Origin of the sequence: Pantoea rwandensis, from assembly GCF_002095475.1 — a bacterium.
Taxonomy (GTDB): domain Bacteria; phylum Pseudomonadota; class Gammaproteobacteria; order Enterobacterales; family Enterobacteriaceae; genus Pantoea; species Pantoea rwandensis.
Genome location: NZ_MLFR01000001.1, coordinates 579,614 through 602,571 on the forward strand (window position 1 = coordinate 579,614; position 22,958 = coordinate 602,571).

Genomic DNA, 22,958 nt, shown 5'->3' on the forward strand with positions numbered 1-22,958 from the left:
CTTACCGTGCCGGATTTTTGCTTGCGCAATGAATGGCGCCACTACCCCATTGCAGCGGCGTGATTCATTCATCGCGCTTCCAGTCAGCCTTTACTGCGCGCTGGCACCAATCTCTTTATCCCAGCGGCTCAGTAACGCCTTACGCTTGGCGGAATCGCCGTAGGTTTTGAAGTCATAATCGATCAACTTGATGTTCTCGAAGCGTGGAGCGTACTGAGAAATTTCCGCATTGCGGTTTGACGGTAACTGGAAGGATTTTGCCTCTTTCATGTGCGACTGAGCGGCTGCACTTAATGCCCAGTCGTACCAGACTTTGGCATTCGCCAGATTGCGCGCACCTTTGACAATCGACATCGAGCCAATTTCATAGCCGGTGCCTTCACAAGGCGCGACAGTCTTAATCGGGAAGCCGTCCACTTCCATCGCCACTGCATCATGCATAAACACAATGCCGACCGTGGTTTCACCGCGCGCGGCGGCTTTGACCGGGGCTGAGCCAGACTTGGTGTATTGCGAAATGTTAGCGTTGAGTTTTTTCAGGTAATCAAAGGCTTTATCCTCGCCCATGATTTGCACCAGCGTGGCTAAGGTGTTGTAGGCAGTACCAGAGGAGTTAGGGTTGGCGATTTGTATTTCCCCCTTGAAGCCAGGATCAAGCAGATCGGCCCAACAAGCAGGCGCTTTAAGTTTTTTATCCGCCAGTAGCTTGGTGTTGTAACCCCAGCCCAGCGCACCCGCATAGATGCCCACCGTGCGGTAACCGGAGTTTTCTGCCTGTTTCTGTGCCCAGTCTTGCTGCTGATCCAGGAGCGGTGATTTGTAGACTTGGGTTAAACCCTCGTCCGCTGCCTGCATATGCGGGTCGCCTGTACCAGCCCACCAGATATCGGTGCGTGGATTGCGCGCTTCACTCCGCAGGCGTGCATAAGCTTCCCCTGCCGACAAGCGCACCATGCTGACTTTAATATCCGGGTGCTCCTGGCTGAAGATGCGCGTCATGTGCTCGCACACCACCACATCGGCCGAGCAGACCATATTGAGATTGCCCGCTGCGGAAGCAGCGAAAGGTACAGCAGTGCAACAAACGGATAGCGCAACGGCGATAGAGGTAGCTCGCATGGTGTTCTCCTTGGATGGTAGGGTGGTGCTTCACTGGCACCTGATATTGCACGTGTGTGCAAAGTAGTAATGAACAAGAAATCACCTGTCAAATGCCTTGCTACGCAATTGATAGTCTATGTCACAAAATTGCAACAAATGAGATCTCGAACTGTTTGCACAGCTTTGCAATCTGAGGCAGACTCATTTTCAGCCGCGAAATGGGGAGAAAGGCAGCATGCAAAATGAGAAAGCGATGGTCAGTGCGCAAGATGTTGCCGATCGCGCGGGCGTGTCGCGTTCTGCGGTCTCACGGGCCTTCACGCCAGGCGCTAGCGTGTCTCCCGCAATGCGCACCCGCGTAATGAAAGCCGCCGAGGAGTTGGGATATCACGTTAATCACCTGGCGCGCGGACTGGTGCGCAATCGCAGTGGTATCGTGTGTTTAGTGGTATCTGAGATTGCGACGCCCTATCGCGCCAGCCTGGTGCGCTGGCTGACTCAGTATCTGCAAGAAGCAGGCAAAATTGCGATGCTGATCAACACCGATCGTTCTGATAACAGCGTGTCAGCCGCACTGCAGCAGGCGATTAACTTTCGTGCCGATGCCTCCATCATTCTTTCAGGGATGCCGGATCGCAACATCACCCGCCAGTGTTACCAACACGGTCAGCGTATTATTTTGATCAATCGTGATGAGGATTTACCCGGCTCACTCAGCATTCATCTGGATGCGCAACGCGCGGCGGCAACAGCGGTGATGGCATTTCAACGTGCAGGATGTCGGCATCTGGCGTTTGCCAACTCCCTCGCCGGTACACCCAGCCTGATGAAGCGCGAAGCCGCCTTTATCACTGAGGCCGAACGCGCAGGATTGCAGGTCACGGTGGAACGATTTGGTACCACCTCCTACGAGAGTGGACAGATTCTGGCGCATCGCCTGCTAACACGACATCAACGCCCCGATGCGGTGTTTTGCGTCACCGACTTGGTGGCATGTGGATTTATGGATGAGGCACGACATCGCTTTGCTCTGCGTGTGCCAGAGGATATCTGCCTGATCGGTTACGACAACATCGCGCAGGCAGGCTGGTCATCCTACAATCTCACCACCTTTGCACAGCCAGTTGAACAGTTTGCCCGTGATGCGGTGAGTTGGTTAATGCAAACCGAAAAAAATGAAACGGGTTTAACCCCGCAAAATGATCAGCAGCATGACAGCCTAATTTATCAAGCCGATGTGGTGTGGCGTGGGTCGGTGCGCGGCGGTTAAGCGCGCATCCAGTGGCAAAGATTGTCCAGCATTTGCGTGCAGCGTTTTATTTGGTCAGCAGAAACAAATTCATTGGGTTTATGCCCCTGCGCCATACTGCCTGGGCCACAAACTAATGTCGCGATGCCTGCCTCATCAAACAAGCCGCCTTCAGTGCCAAAAGCAACAGTGGAGAACTGATCGCAGTCACTCCATTGTGATAGCCACTGAGCAAACTGAGACTGCGGATCGGTGAGTAACCCAGGGTAGCGGCTTAGCGTAGTAAAGCGAATATCGCTCTCTACTGCCACGCTGCGCATTGCCGGTAACAATTCCTGCTGTGCATAGCGTTGTGCTTCAATCAGTACGCCATCAATGTTCACATCCGGTAAATGGCGAATCTCAAAATCGAACTGACAATCCTGCGGCACAATGTTCAGTGCACTGCCGCCATGAATCACACCAATTTGCAAGGTGCTGTACGGCGGGTCAAACCGGGCGTCCTCCTGTAATGACAGATGCGCACGGCTTTCACTCAGGTGAGTGATCATTTTGGCGGCAAACTCAATAGCATTGACGCCATCTGGTGCATACGCCGAATGGCAGGCGCGCCCATGTAACTGACAACGCATCGCCACTTTACCTTTATGCCCATAAACCGGTTGCATCTCGGTTGGCTCACCAATAATACACATCGCGGGTTTATCTGGAGCGGCCCGGAGCCATTCGATCATGCTGCGCACACCGAGACATCCCACTTCCTCATCATAGGAGAATGCCAGATGCAATGGCATGCGTAACGGCTCCGCCAGGAAGTGCTCAAGCGAGGCCAGTACGCAAGCCAGAAACCCTTTCATATCTGCACTACCACGCCCATAGAAGCGTCCATCTCGTTCGGTGAGAGCGAACGGTGGCACTTGCCAGTCTTGCCCAGCAATGGGGACCACATCCGTATGGCCAGAAAGCATTACTCCACCGTCACCCGTCGGCCCGATACGGGCGTAGAGATTAGCCTTGGTACCCTCGGCATTGATAATACGCACTGCCTCCACACCACGTTGAGCAAGAAAATCCTCAATCCAACTAATCAACGCCAGATTAGATTCTCGGCTGGTGGTATCAAATGCCAACAGCGTCGCCAAGATGTCACGTACAGGATTACTCATCGCCTGGTACGCCGTAACTGGGCGCTTCACGCGGGTCCAGCGCCCTTGTCACATAGGCCTGCATTTGTGGCTCATAAGCCAACCACAGCGTGTTTAAAACAGCTACCGGTTCCTCCTCGGCCCAGTCAACTCGCAAGTCCACTAACGGCCAGGTGTAATCATCCACCACTTTTACCGCCGCTGAATGCACCGGGCCTGCTTCGCCACCCGCATCAATTCCCGCCTGCAATGCACCAATCAGACGGCTGGTCAGTTCACCACTTGATAATTCAAAAGCCGTTGCCATTGCCGTAATCACCGACGGTTCCTTCAGCATGTTACCCGCCGCAACACAATTTCCCCCCTGCACCACATGATGAATGCCAAGCGTTTTATCACCACTGAATGCGGTGCTATTCCCATTAGCATCGATGACCGTCACCTGGCGGTACTCGCTAAAACGATCTTCTGCCAGAGCACTTTTCATCGCTTGCTGTGGTGTTAGACCCGCTTCCAGCAATGCAAGGATCTGCTGCCCCAACGCAGGTAACGTAATATTCTGGCTGGAAACCGCACCGATGCCTGCCACCAGCCACGGACAACGCGCCCCTACCGCAATGCTTGAAGAGCTGATGGCAATACCTAGCTGACCACTCTCTGGGCAGCGTGCTGCAATAGAAATCGTCATTATTCTTCCTTAGCATCCCACTCATCTGGAATAACGGCGATCACATCAATTTCCATTAACCACTGTGGCTGTGCCAACGCAGAGACTACTAAACCGGTGGAGATCGGAAAGACACCTTTCAACCATTTTCCGACTTCCTGATACACGGGTTCGCGATAACGTGGGTCAATGATGTAAGTCGTCGTTTTTACCACGTGACTCAGGTCACTACCCGCTTCTTCCAGCAACTGCTTAAGGTTTTTCATTGCCTGTTCAGCCTGGGCACGAGGATCGCCTAAACCTACCAGGTTACCGTCAAAATCGGTTCCAACTTGACCGCGCACATAGACAGTATTACCGGCGCGCACCGCCTGGCAAAGATCGTTATCCAGAGACTGGTTAGGATAGGTCTCTTTGGTGTTAAACATGCGAATACGTTGATGAGTGGGCATAGAGGCTCCGTTAATTAAAGGTCATGCGAAGTTTGGTACTGCTGATATTGACGCTGAATGGCGATCTGATCGGCGATAAATTTAGCGTCATGCCACACCCCCCAGATAAAAGTCGATCCACGACGTGATAACCAAGGTAAGCCGAGAAAATAGACACCTGGTTCGTTAGAGACTCCACGATGGTGCTGCGGACGTTGCTGTTCGTTGAATGCATTGACCTTAAGCCAGCTGTAATCTGCAACGTATCCGGTCGCCCAAATAATGCTGGTAATCCCCGCCTCAGCGAGATTGAGTGAGAGTGTTGGATCAGTGATGCAAGTCGGGTCAGGCAAAAACTCACGCGCCTGTGGTTCGGGTGGCAAATCGAGGCCATTGCGTTCAATGTAAGCATCAGCGGCATCCAGCAGCGACAGATAATTGGCATCGCCGTTGGCTATGTTTAAAGCAAGGTCGTCGCGGAACGACACGCTGTTTTCGCAGAAACGTTGTGTCAACCCGACCAAGTTCACGCCCTGCTGCGCAAGACGGCGGAAATCCACGGTGTGGCCGCCACGCGCACCACTTACTGCAATGGTGACGTGTTCTTTACCCGGCTGATTGGCAGCAGCATCCCATAACCCCAGAACACCAAGCCACCAACAAAAATCACGATTGCGATAGGCACGCGGTGGCCTATCGTGTGCGCCTACTGAGAGCCAGACATCCTTGCCTGCACGCTGCAATTCGTCAGCAATCTGTACGCCAGAAGAACCTGCGCCCACCACCAGTACCCCACCTTGTGGAAGCTGCTGAGGATTTTTATAGTCGGCTGAATGTATCTGCCATAACGCGCTATTCTGTGGCGCAATCGGCGGGATTATAGGACGCTGGAACGGCCCAGTCGCAGCCACAATACGCTGCACGTTGAAAACGCCTGCCGAGGTTTGCACACGGAATCCAGCATGGCCGACATTGCGCTCTGCGCTCAACACTTCTACGCCAGTGCGAACAGGCGCCTGATATTTTTCAGCATAGGTGGCGAAGTAATCAGCCACCTGCTCCTTGCCGACAAAGCTGTCAGGCGAGCAACCAGGAAATTCCATGCCAGGGAAACGGTCATGCCAGGCTGGGCCGTTAGCAACCAGTGAATCCCAACGGCGGCTGCGCCAGGATTCAGCAATGCGATTTTTTTCCACTACCACATGTGGAATACCAAGGCGCGTCAGGTGTTCGCTCATGGCGACTCCAGCCTGGCCCGCGCCAACTATTAGCGTATCTGTTTCAGTCACTGATGTTGTCATTTCAACGTCCTTCGTCCTGCATTGCACCAGGACTTCGCTCATTAAGAAGTGCCTAAGACTATTGGAGCGGACGAAAACGGTAAAATATTATAAATCTGGCGTCTGAATAGAAAATAAATAGGGTTTGAGAATAAAGATAAATATTACGACTAGGGTGAAGAGTTTCCTATTAACAGTCGCACGCACCCGAAAAAATCGCTTTTTCAACAATGTTAAATCATCGAACCATCGACGTTGGCGTTAATTCTACGCTTCGACAATAATCCATAAAAAGCCGTGTTGGGCGCGTTGGCTCGTTATTTTGCAGATAGGCCATGATTAAGGTTGAAGCAGCCATGTCATCCACAATATCCAGCTGAACCAGCCGCTGACCGTCATATGTGATATCAGAACAAGGACGGGTGACCAGCACCGAAAAACCTAAACCTTGCCCCACCATGCAGCGCACCATTTCAATCGACGGTGAGCTGTATGCGACTTCAGGATGGTAACCATTCTCTTTAAAAATGCTGATGAAATAGTTTTTGCTCGGTACAGCATCAAGCAAAATCATGGGCTCACGCGCCAGTTCCTGAAGCGTGACTTTACTTTTTTGCGCTAACGGATGTGCAGCGGGTAATAATGCATAGGGCTTGTGTGGCGCATTAAGCGGCTCTTTTTTGATGACGTTATCCAACTCAAGGTCATAGAGAAATGCCACATCGAAACGCCCACGATGTAGTCCGTGCATCAGTTCATGCTGCTCACCGTCATACAGCTGGATAGTGATCTCTGGATAGAGCTTTTTGAAACCGGCTATCAAGCGAGGCATATAGAGCGGTGCTGCAGATTCATAGCAGCCAACCGCGACAGTGCCGCACACCAGTTCATTGTCAGCGCGCGAACTTTGCTCAAACTCATAAGATAACCGCAGTAGTTCACGCGCTTTTTCATAAAAACGTCGCCCACTGGATGTGAGCGACACACCCTGCGCGTGATGACGAATAAACAGTTGTTGTTCGAAGGCGTCTTCCAAATTTTTAATCGCCACAGAAATCGATGGCTGAGCGATATGCAACTCGCGTGAAGCCTCAGCGATGCTTTCAGTTTCCACTACGGTGACGAAATACTTAAGTTGTTTTAAAGTGAAGTGCGTCATGATTAGGCCATTATTAATTTATTGTCTGAAGTGAGCATTGATTAGCTTTAAGCTAATCAACACACATTAAGCAAGCGCTATGCCACACAATGTGATCCTGATAACAACAAAGCCATTGAGCCATTCTCAAGACGGCTTTTTGTAAAGACTGACACTTAACTTGTTGGTGAACCTGATTACCCAGAGATAATTCCTTTCTGCTCATTTTCGAGAATCACATCACATCTTTGCACTAACTTAAGACGCCATGTTCCAATTTAATGCGACTAGCGCACTATTAAGGTGCATGCCATTCAATTAAACCGCCTCCGTGATATGTTAATAAAACACTTTCCCAAAGAAATCATTCGTCATTCATTGTTGGATAGTTTTTTTTAATTTAAAGGCCAACAATTTAATAATTGCTTCGTGCTCTCTACTGCCGCCATAGTGTCCGACATCTTGATAACAGTCGGTCACATCCTTCTTACTGTGGAATAACAATAATGCCTGCAAACCTGTTCGAAAATGGAGAGTTTCTCTCTCTGGCTAAAGCCATGTCACCCGCCGAATTGAGCGATATTCTCAGCGGCCATGGTATGTGGAAAACAGAGTCAAATGAACGTTTAGGCATACCGCGCATGGTGATGACGGACGGCACATACGGTGTGCGTTACTCTATTCAGCAGATCGATGATGATGAAAAAGGCGGGCAGGACTTTGCTGGCTTCCTCAATGTGGTGAACCAGCGCGCTAAAGATGTCGAAGTGGCTTGGGGTACCATGAAACCCGCAACCTGCTTTCCGAATGGCTCAAGCTTTGCCTGTAGCTGGGATGCGGGTTTGGCGCAGACGCTAGGCGATGCCTTGGGTCGCGAATGCCAAATGATGGGGGTACACCTGCTGCTCGGCCCTGGCATCAATATCCGTCGTACGCCGTTAGGCGGTCGCAGTTACGAATACTATTCAGAAGATCCACTGATTTCTGGTGAAATTGCCACAGGGGTGATTAACGGACTGCAGCAGCAAGGTGTGGGTTCGTCACTGAAACACTTCGCCTGCAACAATTCGGAGATTGAACGCACCAGCATGGATTCGCTGGTAGACGAGCGAGCGCTACGTGAAATCTATTTACGCGGCTTTGAGCGGGCGATTAAGCAGTCCCGCCCATGGACAGTGATGAGTTCTTATAACCGTCTGAATGGTACACAAACGGCTGAAGACAGCTGGTTGCTCACTGACGTACTACGTCACGATTGGGGCTTTGATGGTGTCGTGGTCGCTGACTGGCACGGCATCAAAAATCGTCCACAGTCGCTTCTGGCGGGTAACGATCTCGATATGCCTGAGAGCGAAACCCGTAAAGCAGCGCTGACGGCCGCACTTGAGCGCGGCGAAGTATCGCGTGAGCAGGCTGAAATTTCAGCGGTACGCGTACTGGAGATGGTGCAACGCGCCATTCACGGTGAGAAGCGCGAAACAAAAGTTGATCACACTGAACATCACGCATTAGCGCGCCACATGGTTGCGGAATCAATCGTGCTGCTGAAAAACGACCGTCAGGTTCTACCACTCAAACGCCATAGCGGTGCACATGTGCTTGTGGTCGGAGAAGGTGCAAAAAAACCGGTGATTCAAGGATCAGGCTGCGCCACCACACTACCTACGCAGGTCGATATTCCCTGGAATGAGTTAGAAAAACTGGCAGACGGTATTCAGCTCAACTGGTGTCAAGGCGACTCTATCGATGCCAGCCAAGCCCAACGGTTGCGTGACGAAGCCTGCATGGCAGCTCGTGAAGTGGATCGCGTGGTGGTATTTGCTAACAGTGAAGATGGTTATGACGGAGAAGGTTCCGATCGCCGCACACTGAATCTGCAGGCGGGCCAAGATGAGCTCATCAGCGCACTGGCAGCGGTTAACAATAATGTGATTGTGGTTCTTGCAAATCCAGATGCGGTGGTGATGCCATGGTTGAATCAGGTTGCAGCCGTTGTTGAAACATTCTATGCCGGCCAGGCAATGGGGGGCGGTTTAGCTGACGTGCTTTTTGGTGTTGTAAACCCGAGCGGTAAGTTGACTGTCACCTTCCCACAGCAGATCGAAGATATTCCTGGCTGGCACAGCTATCCGGGTGAGAATGGCCGCCATCTTTATAGTGAAGGCATTTTCGTCGGTTATCGCTGGTATGATGTGCGTAACCTCGCACCACTTTTCCCCTTTGGTTTTGGACTGAGTTACACCACTTTCGCTTACAGCGATATCACCGTGGACCGCGCCAACATTAAATGCGGTGAATCGCTGACGGTGAGCTTCACCCTGACCAACACCGGTAATGTGGCTGGCAAAGAAATCAGCCAGCTTTACAGCCATTATCGCCACTCACGCCTCAAACGTCCGTTAAAAGAGTTGCGCGCTTTCAGCAAAACCGAACTGCAGCCAGGTGAATCACGCCGCATCAGTTTTAACCTGCCGGTTGAAGACCTGCGCTATTACGACACGGCACGTCAACAGTGGGTATTAGAAGAAGGCGAGATTGACCTCTGTGTAGGTGGGCATTCACGTGAGCTCCCGGTGCAGGTTAGCGTCACCGCGTTAAATAAAGTAGCACGTTATCGTTTAGTCGCTCGTGATACTCAACCCGTATTTGTTCTGGAAAATCCGATAGCACGCCAGCATTTCAATCGCTTCTTGCAGCAGCAGCTCAACATTTCAGAGCCAGATGCAGACCGTATGCTTGATCACTGCGCTAACTCCTTCTTTGGTTTGATCACCACCTTTGACAGGCGCTTCCGTCAGCGATTTGACCAGCAAGCGATTGATCAACTTATCGCTGAAACCAATGCCGCAATTCTTCAGGCAGAAAGTGAATAACGCACCAACACCAGGTAATCGCCCGCTTTAAGACGGGCATCTTATAAAAACAAGGCTATGCAGAGGGTTCTAATGAGTAAACTGACTGAGATTAAAGGCCAGTACACGCGCCGTGATGCGCTAAAACTCGGCCTGAGTGCAGCGGCGGTGGCTTCTGTTGCACCGTTGCTGATGTCATCACGCACGGCACAGGCAGCTGAGGTCACCACCTTGACAGTGGCAGATGTTGGCGGTCCTTATGGCACTGGCTTCAGCAAAGCATTTTATAAACCATTTGAAGAGGCAACGGGCATCAAAATCATCAATACCGTGCTCGGTCCCGATCCCGTGCCACAGTTCCAGATGATGGTTGATACCAAAAACTATCTGTTCGATGTCGCGCTGCTCAACCCGGAACATCTGGTGCGTCTCAACAAACTCGGCAAACCCTATTTAGAAGATATCAACGTTACCGTGCCAGACCCTGAGAATTACGTAAAAGGCTCGATAACCAAACAATTTGGCGGCGTCAGTATCTTCGCGCTGGCACTGGGCTATCGCCTTGATGCCTTCTCTGGAGATAAAGCGCCGAAGAATTGGGTCGACTTCTGGAATACCGAGAACTTCAAAGGGCGTCGCGGCTTGTGGCGTAGTCCCATCTGCACGCTGGAAGTGGCGTTAATGGCAGATGGAGTTGATCCCAAAAATCTCTACCCACTCGATGTAGACCGTGCGTTCCGCAGCCTCGATAAAATCCGCAAAAGCATTGATGTGTGGTGGACGGGCGGTGCCCAGGCTACACAATTATTGCAGAGCGGCGAACTGGATATGCTGAGTATCTGGAGTTCTCGCGCGCAAACAGCAATTGATGCTGGCACGCCAGCGGCTATCGCCTGGGATCAGGGCCTGTATAACATCGATGGGTTCACCATTCCGCACGGCAGCCCGAAAGTCGAAGCTGCGCGTAAGTTTATTCAGTTCTGTATGGATGCCAAACGCCAGTCAGTCTTTACCGAGGATTTGGCTTGTGGTCCAACCAACGTGAAAGCCTACGATTTCATTGATAAGAAGAAAGCCACACTGCTGCCAACCGCGCCTGATCATATTGGCCAGTTAGCACTACTGGGCGCAGATTACTGGGGCGAAAATCAGTTAGCACTGACGGAACGCTTCGAAAAATGGGTAATGAGTTGATCCGCAAGGGGGCTTCGGCCCTCTCTCGCTGGAGGATTTCTTTTTGAGTGAATTTGCTACATCAAAGCCCAGTAACAAAACTGGGCGCAAGCGCCTTACGCTGCACCCTCTATGGCTGACCGCGCCAGGTTTGCTGTTTCTGGCCATCTTTCTTGCCTGGCCCACCCTGAAGTTAATGCTGTTGAGCTTCCAAGACAGCGAGGGGCACTTCTCACTGGATGTGTGGAGTCAGATGTTTGGCGCAGGCATTTACGTCAAAGTGACAATCAACACTTTCATCATTGCACTGCAAACGACCCTAGTCTGTTTACTCATCGCCTATCCGGTCGCTTACTGGCTGGCACAGCGCGGTGAAATCACACGCCGTCGCCTGATGTGGCTGATCTTGTTGCCATTCTGGACGAGTGCTCTGTTGAAAAACTTCGCGTGGATGGTGCTTCTGTCTCGGCGTGGTATTTTATCGGAAATCTTAATGGGATTGGGCGCGGATCAACCACTGAATGTGCTTTACACGCGCGGAGTAGTGGTATTTGCCATGGTCCACAGCATGTTGCCGCTGGCAATCATTACTATGCTGCCAACCATGACGAGTATCGATAATCGCCTGATGCCCGCCAGCCACACGCTGGGTGCATCGCGTCCGCAGGCATTCTGGCGTATTTTCTTCCCGCTCTCCATGCCAGGTCTGGTTGCTGCTTGTCTGTTGATATTCATCGGCTCGCTCGGCTTCTTCATTACACCAGCGCTACTCGGCAGCCCGCAGGATTCGGTGATTGGCCAACTGTTGATCACGCAGGTACAACAATTGCTCAACTGGCGACTGGCGGGGGCGATTGCCATGCTACTGTTGGTGGTGACCCTGCTGGTTTGTTTCTGCTACGACAAGCTGTTTGGCATGTCGTCGATTGCCGGGGGAGAAGGCCATGCCAGCAATCCTCGCATTCGTGCAATAGGCTACGCGCTGATTAGTCTGCTGGCGCGTATAAGTGATGCAATCGGCACTTTGCTGAGTCTGATACCGGGTAAACCACGCTTCGGCTGGTTATTGACGCTATTTAGCGTGTTAACTATTGCTGTGCTTATTTTGCCCGTGGTCTCTTTCCTGCCAATGGCGTTCAGCAGTTCCAGCTTCCTGCAGTTTCCGCCACCAGGCTTCTCGTTGCGTTGGATGCAAACCTATCTGGCATCCCCTATCTGGACGGGCGCAACAGCACGATCCTTCGGCATCGCTTTAGTGACCGCATTGCTGGCTGTTCTGATTGCCACCACAGCCGCCTTTGGTCTGGCCCGTCATCAGGGCAAAAGTGGCAGTTTAGTCGTGATGACCTTCCTGCTCCCGATGATTGTGCCGAACATTGTCACCGCGGTGGCACTGTTCTATCTGTTTGCCAACTTCGGTCTGGTCGGCAGCAACTTGGGCATCATCCTCGGTCACACTGTGATGGCGATTCCGGTGGTGTTTATCATCATTTTGACCACATTTAAAAATTACGATTGGCGACTTGACCAAGCGGCGGGGACATTGGGCGCTAACCGGCTACAGGTGATTTGGGAGATTACGTTACCGCTGATAAAAAGTAGTATGGTCGCGGCCTTCATCTTTGGCTTCCTCAATTCGTTTGAAGAATTGACCGTGGCGCTGTTTGTCGGTGGCGGTGTGAAGCAGACGTTACCAAAACAGATGTGGGACGATGTACTGCTTTCGGTTACGCCAACTCTTGCTGCCGCTTCGGTGATTATCCTCACCATTGTGACACTGTTATTTATTGTGGCGGAACGTTCGCGCCGAAAAGCTGAAGCCTTGTAAGGAATTGATCATGCATTCAGATATTAAATTACAGGCTGAGAAAATCGGCAAAATATACGGTCAAACCAGCGTCCTGCATGACCTCGATCTGTCAGTGCAAACCGGCGAATTACTGACGCTACTCGGGCCATCTGGCTCGGGAAAGACCACGCTTTTACAGATAATCAGCGGTCTTACTGCCCCCACATCCGGGCGTTTAATGATTGATGATCGTGATGAAACGCATACACCCGTTCACCAACGTGATATTGGCGTGGTGTTTCAAAACTACGCGCTGTTCCCGCATTTGACGCTGGAAGAGAATGTTGGTTTCCCGCTGCGTATGCGTCGTATGCCTGCTGCTGAAATTGCTCGTAAGGTGAAGGCAGCGTTGGAAATGGTGGAGCTAGGCCACGCTGCGAAACGTTTCCCGCGAGCTTTGTCTGGTGGGCAACAACAGCGCGTGGCACTGGCGCGTTGTCTGGTCTATCAGCCGAGCGTTATTCTGATGGATGAACCGCTGGGAGCGTTAGATCGCAAGCTGCGAGAAACCATGCAAATGGAGATCAAACGCATTCACCGTGAATCAGGTGCGACGATTATCTTCGTTACCCACGATCAGGAAGAAGCACTGGCACTGTCGGATCGCATTTGCCTGATGAATGAGGGGAAAATTGCGCAGATTGGCACACCAGAGAACATCTATCAGCAGCCAGAATCAACCTTTGTTGCCGAGTTTATTGGTCTGTCCAACATTCTGCGAGGCGAAATTCGTCAGGGCAATCTGGTCACTTCACAGGGTGTTTTTGACCTGCCCTCCAACAGCTGTGCAATGGCGGCGGGAGCATTAGTCATCCGCCCGGAACATATTCAGTTATGTTCATCCAGCGACGCACTCCTGCACGGCAAAATCAGCGAGCGTATTTATGCCGGTTCAGAAACGCGTTTAGTGGTGACTCTGCAAGATGGTGAGCGCTTCATCGTGCGTAGTAACCTTGCTTCAGTGGGGGCGATAGGCGATGTCGTCTCACTCAACTGGCAGACATCAAACGCACGTCTGTTATCTGCCTGAACACATTTCTTTTATCACGCCGCGCAGCCAACAGTGCGCGGCATCGTTCTCTAAGCGAGGATGCCAAAATTGTGACACCGTCACTTCAGGTGTGGCAAACGGCAATTCGAAGTGGGTTATTAATGGATTGTTTTTGAGCAGTGGATGATGTTGTACCAGCGAGCGCGGCACCAGTGCGACGTAATCGGACTCAATCGCCAGCGCCACCGCCGTGGAAAAGGCGGGCACCACCACCACGACTTTTCTGTTCAGCCCTGCCTGCTCAATCGCATCATGAATCGGCCCACCCTGTTCCGCCCGGCGCGAGGCGACAATATGTCCAAATGCCGCCAGTTGACGGATATCCACATGCTGAGCCAACGGATGTCCCGCACGGACCACGCCGATAAATCTGTCACGGAATAAGGCCTGTAGGCGAATTTCCGGTCCCATATTACCGAGTACACCGATCTCAAGATCGATACTTCCCGCGCGCAGATCGCGATCGCCCTTCTCCGGTTTCCCAACGAAAATTAACTGCACATTCGGTGCTTGCAAGGCAACAGCGGCGATAAGTTGGCTGCCAAAGGCTTCAACAAAGCCTTCATTAGTACGAAGGATGAAACGGCGATCCAGTTGCGCCAGATCGAGTATTTCGGCATCGGGGCTTAGCACCGCACGCGCGTCACGCAGCGTGTGATGAGTGCGCTCACGCATCGCTTCCGCATAGGGCGTTAGCACCATCGCGCGACCTGCACGCACTAGCAGCGCATCGCCGGTGGCGGTACGTAATCGCCCGAGGGTGCGACTCATTGCCGATTCACTCAGATTAAGCCGACGCGCAGCCCCCACCACACTGCCTTCAATCAGCAGTGCATCCAGGGCGATAAGCAAATTTAGATCGGTATCATTCATGGTTACCATCCTGCTCGATGGTGCGTCATATAACAAGCCGTTTGGTGCAGGTTATCACTGCAAATGCTGCGCGTTCCGCCCACTCTCTTCCCGCGCTAGACTTTTCTCACAACGTAACTGGAGACGCATTTTATGAAAATATTACTGATTGGCGCATCACGCGGACTGGGGTATGCACTGGCAGAAAATATGCTGCAGCGTGGTTATCAGGTGGTAGCAACTGGCCGCGCCCACTCCTCGGGCCAGCTGGATCACCTGGCGATACGCTATCCGCAACAGCTCACAGTGGAGAGCGTAGACATCACCGAGCCTCAGCAGGTCAACGCCCTGCATCAACGGCTTGGCAGCGAGCAATTTGACATGCTGTTCGTGAATGCCGGGGTAAAAAATGATGACAGCGAAACCATCGCCGACGTCTCAACCGAGGAATTCACGCGGGTGATGGTGACTAACGCACTGAGTCCGCTGCGGGTGATTGAAACCTTCAAAGATTGCATCACTCCTGCTGGCACCATCGCCGTGATGTCTTCGGGACAAGGCAGTATTACTAATAACACTAACGGCAACTACGAGGTGTATCGCGGTAGTAAGGCAGCCTTGAATATGTTTATGCGCAGTTTTGCCGCACGCAACCCTGACGAACGTACGCTGTTATTGATGGCACCAGGTTGGGTACAGACGGATATGGGCGGTCCCGAAGCGCGCCTGACCATTGACGAGAGTATCCCCAACCTGCTGAACACCATGGAAACTTACGTCGGACGCACAGGGCTGCATTACCTGGATTATTTGGGTCGAGTGGTGCCGTGGTGAGTTTGACCACGGCTGGATGGACGCGCAATAAATAAATTGCACCGCTATAGAACACGTACCTGCTAATGATCGTATTAGATCTGGGCCGCCTCTACTCAATAACCGTAGTCATCAGCGTGTGTAGGGCGCGGTCTTGAGATGTGGGTGCGCCGAGTTGCGCCTCATCACATTGCTGCAGCGGCACGATTTATCGCGCTTTAGTATGCAACAAACTGCGCAACCGATCCCGTAACCAGCGGTTCGCGGGATCGTCTTGCTGCGCATTGTGCCACAGCAGTGAAAGCTCATAATCCGGCATCTTCACCGGCACCGGCGCGGCCTGCAGATCATAGTGCTCGCGCCATGGATCCACCAATCCCTGCGGCACCGTGGCAAATAGCGGCAACTGCTTTAATAGCAGCGGCAAGCTAGAGAAATGTGGTGTCACATAGCGCACGTGCCGGGCTTTTCCCTGTCGCAGCAACTCGCGGTCCATCGCACTCTCACTGGCACCACGATAGGACACCAACGCATGGTCATGGCGCACAAACTCCTCCAGCGTCAGCTTTTTAACGGCAATTTGCTGTTGGCTCCACAACGTACTAAACCCCGCGCGGGCAATTTTCTCGCGCGTCAAATCGCGACTAACTTCATCCCCTACCGTCACGACCACATCCGCCTGCTGCTGCTCCATCAACGGAATGGCTTGCCAGGGATCGGCGGCAACCACTTTAACTTCAACATTGGGTGCCGTCGTCGCCAACTCAGCCAGTAACTCAGGCATCAACCACTGTTCCAGCCAATCGCTCATACCGATGCGAAAGGTACGGCTATCGTGCTGCGCATCGAAAGCCTTTGGCGTGAAGATCACCCGGTGCAGATCCTGTACCAGCGGCGTAAATTGCCGCACCAGCTGTTCCGCGCGGGGCGTTGGCGTCATGCCCTGAGAAGTCCGTACAAACAGCGCATCGCCGAACATCTCACGCAGCCGTTTCAACGCGGCGCTCACGGCAGGTTGCCCAAGGTACAGTCGGTTGGCCGCCAACGTCACGCTACGCACCTCGAACATCACCAGCAGTACGATCACCAGATTGAGATCGATTTTAGAAAAATCATTTTCATTGATGGGCAGAATAATTTTAATCGATTTAATTAATTAAGTTCGCATCAGTATAGTGATTTCCCAATTGAAGTCATGAAAGTAAAGGGGAACCACGATGAAAATCCGCGTAGGCGATTACCTGATTGAAAAAGTCACTGAACAAACCGGCGCCTTTCCTTTTGGCGCGCTCTATCCGGCCCATCGAGCAGAGATGAACGATGCTTTCGCCGCCGAGCCTGCGGCAGTCTCTATTCACAGTTGGATAGTGCGTTCGGGCGATCACTTGGTGGTGATCGACACCGCGACGGGCAATGGGCGTAACCGCGATAACAAACCGCTGTTCCACCAATTAAACACCCCTTATGCCGAAAACCTGGCGCGCGCGGATGTTGATCCTGCGGCAGTCACTCTGGTGCTGATGACGCACATTCACACCGACCACGTGGGTTGGAACACCCATTGGCACAAGGGTCAGTGGCAACCGATGTTTCCCAACGCGCGATATATTTGCTCGGCGAAAGAGTTAAAACAGTGCCAGCAAGACCCCGCCCTGCAAGAGCTCTATCGTGACAGCATTTTGCCATTGATTGAGCGCGGCCAACTGGAGACGATTGACGTCGAGAATTCACCGCTCTTTGCGGGGGCATTGCGTTATATCGCCACACCCGGACATAGCATTGACCATGCTTCGATAGTGTTGGAAAACGGCGGCCAGTCGGCAATTTTTGCCGGTGATGTGATGCACCATCCGGTTCAGTTTGAGCATCCACACTGGAACTCGCTGTTTTGTGAGGATTTACCCCTCGCTATCACTTCCCGCAAACAGGTTATAGACTGGTGCAGGCAACATCAGGCAATCTGGTTCAGTTCTCATTTTCACAGCAGCTCGTATGGCCGCGTTGGGCGCGACGGGCAATGGATTCAACTGGAGGATTAACTGAATGCAATACGCTGACTATCTCATTGCGTCACTCAGCGACTTACAACAGGCACTGCAAGGCGGCGAAACCACCGCACGCCAACTGACAGAGTACGCGCTGCAACGTATTGCGGAGGTGGATCAGCCGCGCTACAACGCCATCACGTGGTTGTTTGCCGATGGAGCTTTAGCGGCAGCGGATGCCAGTGACGCGTCTCGCCAGCGCGGTGAGGCTTTAGGCCAACTGGCGGGCATTCCGGTGCTGATCAAAGACAACGTTGAGGTGAAAGGTTGGCCCACCAGCGCCGGTTCTGTGCTGCTGCGCGATGTCATCGCCAATGTTGATGCGCCGCTGGTCACCACCCTACGCAAACAGGGCGCGATCCTCATCGGTAAAACCGCGATGCATGAATTAGCGGCAGGGATTACCGGCGCTTCTTCGTTAACGGGCTTTACGCATAACGCCTGGCGTGAGGGTCGCTCTCCGGGCGGTTCAAGCAGTGGCTCAGCGGTGGCGGTGGCTGCCGGGTATGTGCCGCTTGCTATTGGCAGTGACACAGCAGGCTCAGTCCGTATTCCCGCTGCCTTTAATGGTTTGCTTGGCTTACGCATGACGCGTGGCGCACTGAGCACCGACGGCATTGTGCCACTTTCGCCAACCCAAGATATTCCCGGTCCGCTGGTGCGTAGCGCCGACGATCTCCGCCTTGTCAGTGAAATCTTAAGCGGTCAACGTTTTGCGGTAGCAGGGGAAGCGCTGCGGATTGGCATCTGGCAGGAAGGGTTTGCTGCCGATGAAACTGAGATCAATCAAGCGGTGCAGGCCGCAGTTGCTGGCTTTGAACCGGTGCTCGTCAGTTGGCCGCATCTGGAAACTTTAGCCAGTGACGCCAATATTATCGGTTATGAATTCGCAGAAGCACTGGCCGGGTATTTAGCCGATAAGCCACGTGCGCAGTTCCACACCCTGCAGGAGATTGCCGCGTCTGAACTTTATCATCCTCAGTTGACCACGGTGTTCAAGACACGTGCGGCGCATCCCGGCACCCACAGCGAAGGCTATGCTGTGGTGCAGCAACGCCAGCACGATCTCTATCACCAGCTGGAAGCGATGTTTACGCAGCACAATATTAATTTGCTGGCCTACCCCGTGGTCCGTCGCCCGCCGGTAGAACATGGCGAACTGCAGGACGGCAGTAATGCGCTGGTGTCTGCGGTAACGGGTGCGCCAGCCATCAGCATCCCTGCCGGATTAAGTGACGACGGGATGCCGATTGGTGTCGAGTTGCTGGCACTGCGTGGGCGAGAGGATTTATTGCTGCGGGCCGCGGAGGCGATCGAGATGTGCATCAATGTGCGCCCAGCAGGGAAATAATGACTTTAAACGGGTCGTGATTGTAGGCGTAATGCCGCTCAATTCAGCCAATGAGTGCGTATTTAACCCGGTACGCATGAATGCGTACCCTACGAAAACCGCACCGGACAGTGTAGGGTCGCCATTCATGGTGACCGAAACGCGCATAAGTGACGAGTATTACGCCAGTGATGGCGACCGAAACGCGCTTAAGTGACAAGTATTACGTCAGTGATGACGACCGACACGCACTTAAGTGACAAGTAACACGCCAATGATAACGGCCGAAACGTACTTAAGTGACAAGTAATACACCATTGCTAGCAACCGACTTTACGCGTGCAACGACAAGCACTTAATCGCCTTATCCACCGCCTTCTTCGGGCCGCGAATCGCAATACCCACCAGATTGAGGTTATCGGCGTCTTCCGCCATAAACACTTCGCGGTTGGCTGCATCATGCCCGGTGGAGAACATCGCTTCCACGTACGGGATCAACGTCAACTCACGCTCCAGCCCCTGACGGTGCGCACGTTGCAAACCCGTTAAATCCCCGGCGAATACCAGCATCGGCTGACCGGCCATGTTGCCGTATTGACGCCCGTGCGCATCCACATAAGGTTCACCCATCATCTCGGGGGCGGCAGACGCGATGCCGGTGGCAAGAAACGCCACCACATTCAGGCGCTGCCAGGTCGCTAAATCATCACGAACAATCAGGGCGATTTTAGTATCAAACATCTGCAACTACTCTCCAGTGAGATCGAAAACCTCATCATGCAAGAGCGGCAGGTGGGGAATATAGAACGTTTGTGCACTGCCGTTGGTAGGAAGCGGGTGTCATGCGATAGGCTCGCTGGAACCAACGGCCCAAGTGGCTTTGATCGGCAAATCCCACTTGTGCAGCCACCTGCACCGGTTCAATGCCCTGCGCCAGTAACACCCGCGCGCTGCGCAGTCGCAACCGGACCAAATAGGCATGCGGTGACTGTCCGAAGGCTTGCTTAAACTGACGCGTCAGCTTGAAGCGATCGATGCCTGCCAGGCGAGACAGCTCATCCAAGCCGATATCCTGCGCCATAAAATCGTGCAGATAGTCACGCATCAGCTGCATTTGTTGCAACGCTGAAACGTTCTGGTGGCTGGGTTTAGTATCAAGATGACGTGACAGCATGGTGAGCAGATGATCGAGGCTCTGATCGCGGGCCAGCCGCCCTTCGTTGTGGTGCAAGGTGCACCAGGCTTGCTGAATCGCACTGGCGAGCAGCGCATCATCGGTCAGCGTGTGGCGAAACGCGCCTTCAATATTGGCCACATCACCCAGCCCGCGTCGCTGCATCATTTCTGCCACCCAATGCTGGGGCAGATACAGCATCACGTAGGTGAATCCTTCGGCGTCAGGCGCGTGACCATCGTGCACCGCGCCTGGTTCAATCAGAATCGCACGACCGGGTGTGCTGGTATGCAGTGAGCGATGGCAGTTGAAGCGTTGCAAACCTTGCTGAGTCACGCCCACCAATAGCTCGTCATGATCGTGCGGATCGTAAGCGTGTCCGCGAAAATGCGCGTTGACGCTTTCGATACCGGTTTCGTCATCGCGACGAAAATCGACCCAATCATTATTGGCGGACATGGCTTTGGTCTCAAGGGGAATTCAGACATAGCCTAACAGTCGGAACCAGCCATAATCCAGTGGTAACAGCAGCAGAACGCTGAAGATAAATACCAATACGCAGAGCTTGAGTCCTGCTTTTGCCGGTACGTTCCCCAAACCCATTGCTACCACCACGGGCGAAGCCTGGTAAGGCAGCAACGGCGTTGCATAGGCAAAGACCTGCAGCATAATGACGCTCAGTAATGAGAAACCCGAAGCATTAGCCAGTTCCTGTGCCATGGGCGTGACCATCGCCGGGACGCCATTGGCCGTGAGAACAAAGTTAAGTAACGAGACTAACGCGCTGAGCACCGCAAAATTCCCAAACGAGGGATGATCCTGCAGCGGCAACACGCTGAGTAACGCATTGGCAATCAGCCGCCCTAATCCTGAATCCACCACCAACGTCGCCACCCCGAGGATACCGGCGATATAGATACAGGTACGGAAATTAACGCCTGTGGCAAAGTCATCACCCGAGAGAAAACCCACGCGGGGCAGCAGGCAAATGCAGGCCGCGGCCAGACCGATCCACGCCGCAGATAATCCGTGAACGCTGTCGGTCATCCACAGCAGTAACGTGACGGCAAGCAAACCCATGAGACGCCATTCGCTGCCACTCAACGGCGCTAGCGTGTCCCGATGCTTAACCGGCTGCGGCTGGGCACGAAACAGAAACAACAAGCACCCCGTGAGCACCACTGCTTTGCCGATGCCCACCACCGGCATATGTAGCAGCCACCAAGGTAACCACTGTAGATGCAGCTGATAGGCACTTTCAGCGGCACCGCTCAACACCAGATTGGGCACATTGGCGGGTAAGATGCTGGCCGACAGCTGGAAAGTGCCAAATCCCACCGCTAATGCCAGACCAATACTGCCTTGGCTACCTGCTTTAATACCTGCGCGCTCACCCAGCGCCAGCACCACCGGCATCAGCAGGGCAATGCGTCCCATGTTGGAGGGCATAATCAGCGCCAGCAAATAAGTCAGTACAATCGTTCCCGCCACCATACGCGGCCAGCTTTGACTGAGCGGCACCACCAACCAGTTAGCCCAGCGCTGCGCCAGACCGACTTTGCGAATCGCGGCGCCAAGGACAAAACCGCTCAATACCAGCCAGAACGCCGAAGAGGCAAAGCCGCTAAAAATCGTGCTGGTGGGAACAACATTGAGTAAGGTCGCCGCAGCAAAAAACAGCAGCGCGGTGAGGTATTCCGGCAATCGCGCACTCGCCCACAGCAAAATCGTCATGCCGACCACCGCCGTGGTGAGCCAGAAATGCGCATCTGAGGTCACGGGCTGAACTCCCTTTCGTTGAACCGTTCACAAAGCCGATAAGCATAGTGCAATCCTGACAGCACTACGCTGCATCAGTTAACAGTTTGCCAGTTGCCCTAGCCAGTTTATCAAGGCTTCGCTGCCCGGCTGGCTGCGCGACCGCTGCGGCCACGCCAGGAAGTAAGGCTTACTAAGTGGCAGGCTAAGCGCATCCACCACCACCAGATCGCCGCGCGCCAGTTCTGCGCTAATCAACCTTTTTTGCCCCAACAGCAAACCCGCACCGGAGACGGCTGCATCAATCGCGAGTGAAGTGAGATTGAAGCTAAATGCCGGTTGCGCTGGGGGTTCTGACAACCCTTTGGCTTGGAACCAGCTGCGCCAGTCAGGCAGGAAGCGCCCCTCATTGCCCCAGTCGAGATGAATCAGTGGGGCCTGTTCCAGCACGCTACCGGCAGAGTAGCGCTGCAACAGCGCAGGACTGGCGACCGGCAGGACTTCATCCAGGAACAGGCGCTGTTTATCAAGCTGCGGATAGCGATCCTCACCAAAGCAGATGACAAAATCCGCTGGTGTGGCGTTAAAATCCACCTGCGCGTGAGTGCCGTGCAGTGACAAATCGATATCCGGGCAGTGCTTACGCCACTGCGCGATGTTGGGCAATAACCACTTCGAGGCCAGCGCAGGCAATGAATAAAGCGTGAGCTTGGGCATGGCAGCAACATGGCGCAGGTTCTGCTGGCCAAGATGAAGGATATCAAACGCCTCGGTCACGTAGCGCAGATACTCTTTGCCGGTCTCTGTCAGCATCACACCACTTTGCGTACGCACAAACAGCGCGCTGCCGAGTTGCTCTTCTAACTGGCGGATTTGCTGACTGACCGCCGCAGGCGTCAGCGCCAGTTGTGCCGCCGCCTTTGCCAGACTGCCCAGTTCCGCTGCAACCTTGAATGACTGGATGACGCTAATTTTAGGTAACCGCGGTGACTGAACGGGCATTAAGGTTTCCTTAGCAGGTCGTTAAATTTATATCGTTACGCACTAATT

The 22,958-nt window shown here is 53.2% G+C and carries 20 protein-coding genes; 8 read left to right on the plus strand and 12 right to left on the minus strand.

Features of this window, described 5'->3' with window-relative positions; genetic code table 11:
- Positions 1–90: 90 nt before the first annotated feature.
- A complete protein-coding gene (locus tag HA51_RS02705) occupies positions 91–1,119 on the minus strand; it encodes an ABC transporter substrate-binding protein (protein WP_084931736.1) in 1,029 nt (342 codons plus the stop codon).
- A gap of 217 nt (positions 1,120–1,336) precedes the next feature.
- Between HA51_RS02705 and HA51_RS02710 the strand changes: the two genes are divergently transcribed.
- The gene (locus HA51_RS02710) at positions 1,337–2,371 is read left to right on the plus strand and encodes a LacI family DNA-binding transcriptional regulator (protein ID WP_084931737.1); all 1,035 of its coding nucleotides are present in this window, start codon (positions 1,337–1,339) and stop codon (positions 2,369–2,371) included.
- Here HA51_RS02710 and argE read toward each other — a convergent pair.
- The 5 genes from argE to HA51_RS02735 form a co-directional block, all read right to left on the minus strand.
- Positions 2,368–3,516 (minus strand): acetylornithine deacetylase, encoded by a 1,149-nt coding sequence (gene argE, locus HA51_RS02715; RefSeq protein ID WP_084931738.1) that lies wholly within the window; start codon positions 3,514–3,516, stop codon positions 2,368–2,370. The two genes, HA51_RS02710 and argE, sit on opposite strands and share 4 nt — an antisense overlap.
- A complete protein-coding gene (locus tag HA51_RS02720) occupies positions 3,509–4,183 on the minus strand; it encodes a DUF1028 domain-containing protein (RefSeq protein WP_084931739.1) in 675 nt (224 codons plus the stop codon). Before HA51_RS02720 ends, argE begins: the two co-directional genes overlap by 8 nt.
- Positions 4,183–4,614, minus strand: a complete 432-nt coding sequence (locus HA51_RS02725; protein WP_084931740.1) for a RidA family protein — start codon at positions 4,612–4,614, stop codon at positions 4,183–4,185. The genes HA51_RS02720 and HA51_RS02725 overlap by 1 nt, the downstream gene beginning before the upstream one ends.
- A gap of 14 nt (positions 4,615–4,628) precedes the next feature.
- A complete protein-coding gene (locus HA51_RS02730; RefSeq protein ID WP_084931741.1) occupies positions 4,629–5,894 on the minus strand; it encodes a flavin-containing monooxygenase in 1,266 nt (421 codons plus the stop codon).
- Positions 5,895–6,111: 217 nt separating this feature from the next.
- Complete coding sequence (locus HA51_RS02735) at positions 6,112–7,032, minus strand: LysR substrate-binding domain-containing protein (RefSeq protein WP_084931742.1); 921 nt, start codon at positions 7,030–7,032, stop codon at positions 6,112–6,114.
- Between the two features lie 485 nt (positions 7,033–7,517).
- On the opposite strand from HA51_RS02735, the gene HA51_RS02740 reads away from it, so the two are divergent.
- From HA51_RS02740 to HA51_RS02755, 4 genes are all read left to right on the plus strand, one after another.
- Complete coding sequence (locus HA51_RS02740; RefSeq protein WP_084931743.1) at positions 7,518–9,884, plus strand: glycoside hydrolase family 3 C-terminal domain-containing protein; 2,367 nt, start codon at positions 7,518–7,520, stop codon at positions 9,882–9,884.
- Between the two features lie 72 nt (positions 9,885–9,956).
- Positions 9,957–11,057 (plus strand): ABC transporter substrate-binding protein, encoded by a 1,101-nt coding sequence (locus HA51_RS02745; RefSeq protein WP_084931744.1) that lies wholly within the window; start codon positions 9,957–9,959, stop codon positions 11,055–11,057.
- A gap of 43 nt (positions 11,058–11,100) precedes the next feature.
- A complete protein-coding gene (locus HA51_RS02750; protein WP_084931745.1) occupies positions 11,101–12,864 on the plus strand; it encodes an ABC transporter permease subunit in 1,764 nt (587 codons plus the stop codon).
- Between the two features lie 10 nt (positions 12,865–12,874).
- Positions 12,875–13,915: an ABC transporter ATP-binding protein gene (locus tag HA51_RS02755; protein WP_084931746.1), complete on the plus strand. Its 1,041-nt coding sequence runs from the start codon at positions 12,875–12,877 to the stop codon at positions 13,913–13,915.
- Here HA51_RS02755 and HA51_RS02760 read toward each other — a convergent pair.
- A complete protein-coding gene (locus HA51_RS02760) occupies positions 13,904–14,809 on the minus strand; it encodes a LysR family transcriptional regulator (RefSeq protein WP_084931747.1) in 906 nt (301 codons plus the stop codon). The genes HA51_RS02755 and HA51_RS02760 overlap by 12 nt on opposite strands.
- Positions 14,810–14,941: 132 nt before the next feature.
- Between HA51_RS02760 and HA51_RS02765 the strand changes: the two genes are divergently transcribed.
- Entirely contained in the window at positions 14,942–15,622 is a 681-nt protein-coding gene (locus tag HA51_RS02765; protein WP_084931748.1) for an SDR family NAD(P)-dependent oxidoreductase, read from the plus strand.
- A 187-nt stretch (positions 15,623–15,809) separates the two neighbouring features.
- Here the strand turns inward: HA51_RS02765 and HA51_RS02770 are convergent, their stop codons facing one another.
- Complete coding sequence (locus HA51_RS02770) at positions 15,810–16,688, minus strand: LysR family transcriptional regulator (protein WP_342744868.1); 879 nt, start codon at positions 16,686–16,688, stop codon at positions 15,810–15,812.
- A gap of 130 nt (positions 16,689–16,818) precedes the next feature.
- Here HA51_RS02770 and HA51_RS02775 point away from each other — a divergent pair, with 130 nt between their 5' ends.
- Both HA51_RS02775 and HA51_RS02780 read left to right on the plus strand, forming a co-directional pair.
- On the plus strand, positions 16,819–17,640 hold the full coding sequence (locus tag HA51_RS02775) for an MBL fold metallo-hydrolase (RefSeq protein WP_084931750.1): 822 nt from the start codon (positions 16,819–16,821) through the stop codon (positions 17,638–17,640).
- A 4-nt stretch (positions 17,641–17,644) separates the two neighbouring features.
- Positions 17,645–18,997 carry an amidase gene (locus HA51_RS02780; protein WP_084931751.1) on the plus strand — a complete coding sequence of 451 codons (1,353 nt, stop codon included), beginning with the start codon at positions 17,645–17,647 and terminating at the stop codon, positions 18,995–18,997.
- A gap of 312 nt (positions 18,998–19,309) precedes the next feature.
- Here HA51_RS02780 and HA51_RS02785 read toward each other — a convergent pair whose 3' ends face one another.
- From HA51_RS02785 to HA51_RS02800, 4 genes are all read right to left on the minus strand, one after another.
- On the minus strand, positions 19,310–19,717 hold the full coding sequence (locus HA51_RS02785; protein ID WP_084931752.1) for a DUF2000 family protein: 408 nt from the start codon (positions 19,715–19,717) through the stop codon (positions 19,310–19,312).
- Between the two features lie 34 nt (positions 19,718–19,751).
- The gene (locus HA51_RS02790) at positions 19,752–20,609 is read right to left on the minus strand and encodes an AraC family transcriptional regulator (protein ID WP_084931753.1); all 858 of its coding nucleotides are present in this window, start codon (positions 20,607–20,609) and stop codon (positions 19,752–19,754) included.
- A 21-nt stretch (positions 20,610–20,630) separates the two neighbouring features.
- A complete protein-coding gene (locus HA51_RS02795) occupies positions 20,631–21,929 on the minus strand; it encodes an SLC13 family permease (protein ID WP_084931754.1) in 1,299 nt (432 codons plus the stop codon).
- 78 nt (positions 21,930–22,007) lie between these two features.
- A complete protein-coding gene (locus tag HA51_RS02800; protein ID WP_084931755.1) occupies positions 22,008–22,910 on the minus strand; it encodes a LysR substrate-binding domain-containing protein in 903 nt (300 codons plus the stop codon).
- Between the last annotated feature and the right edge of the window lie 48 nt (positions 22,911–22,958).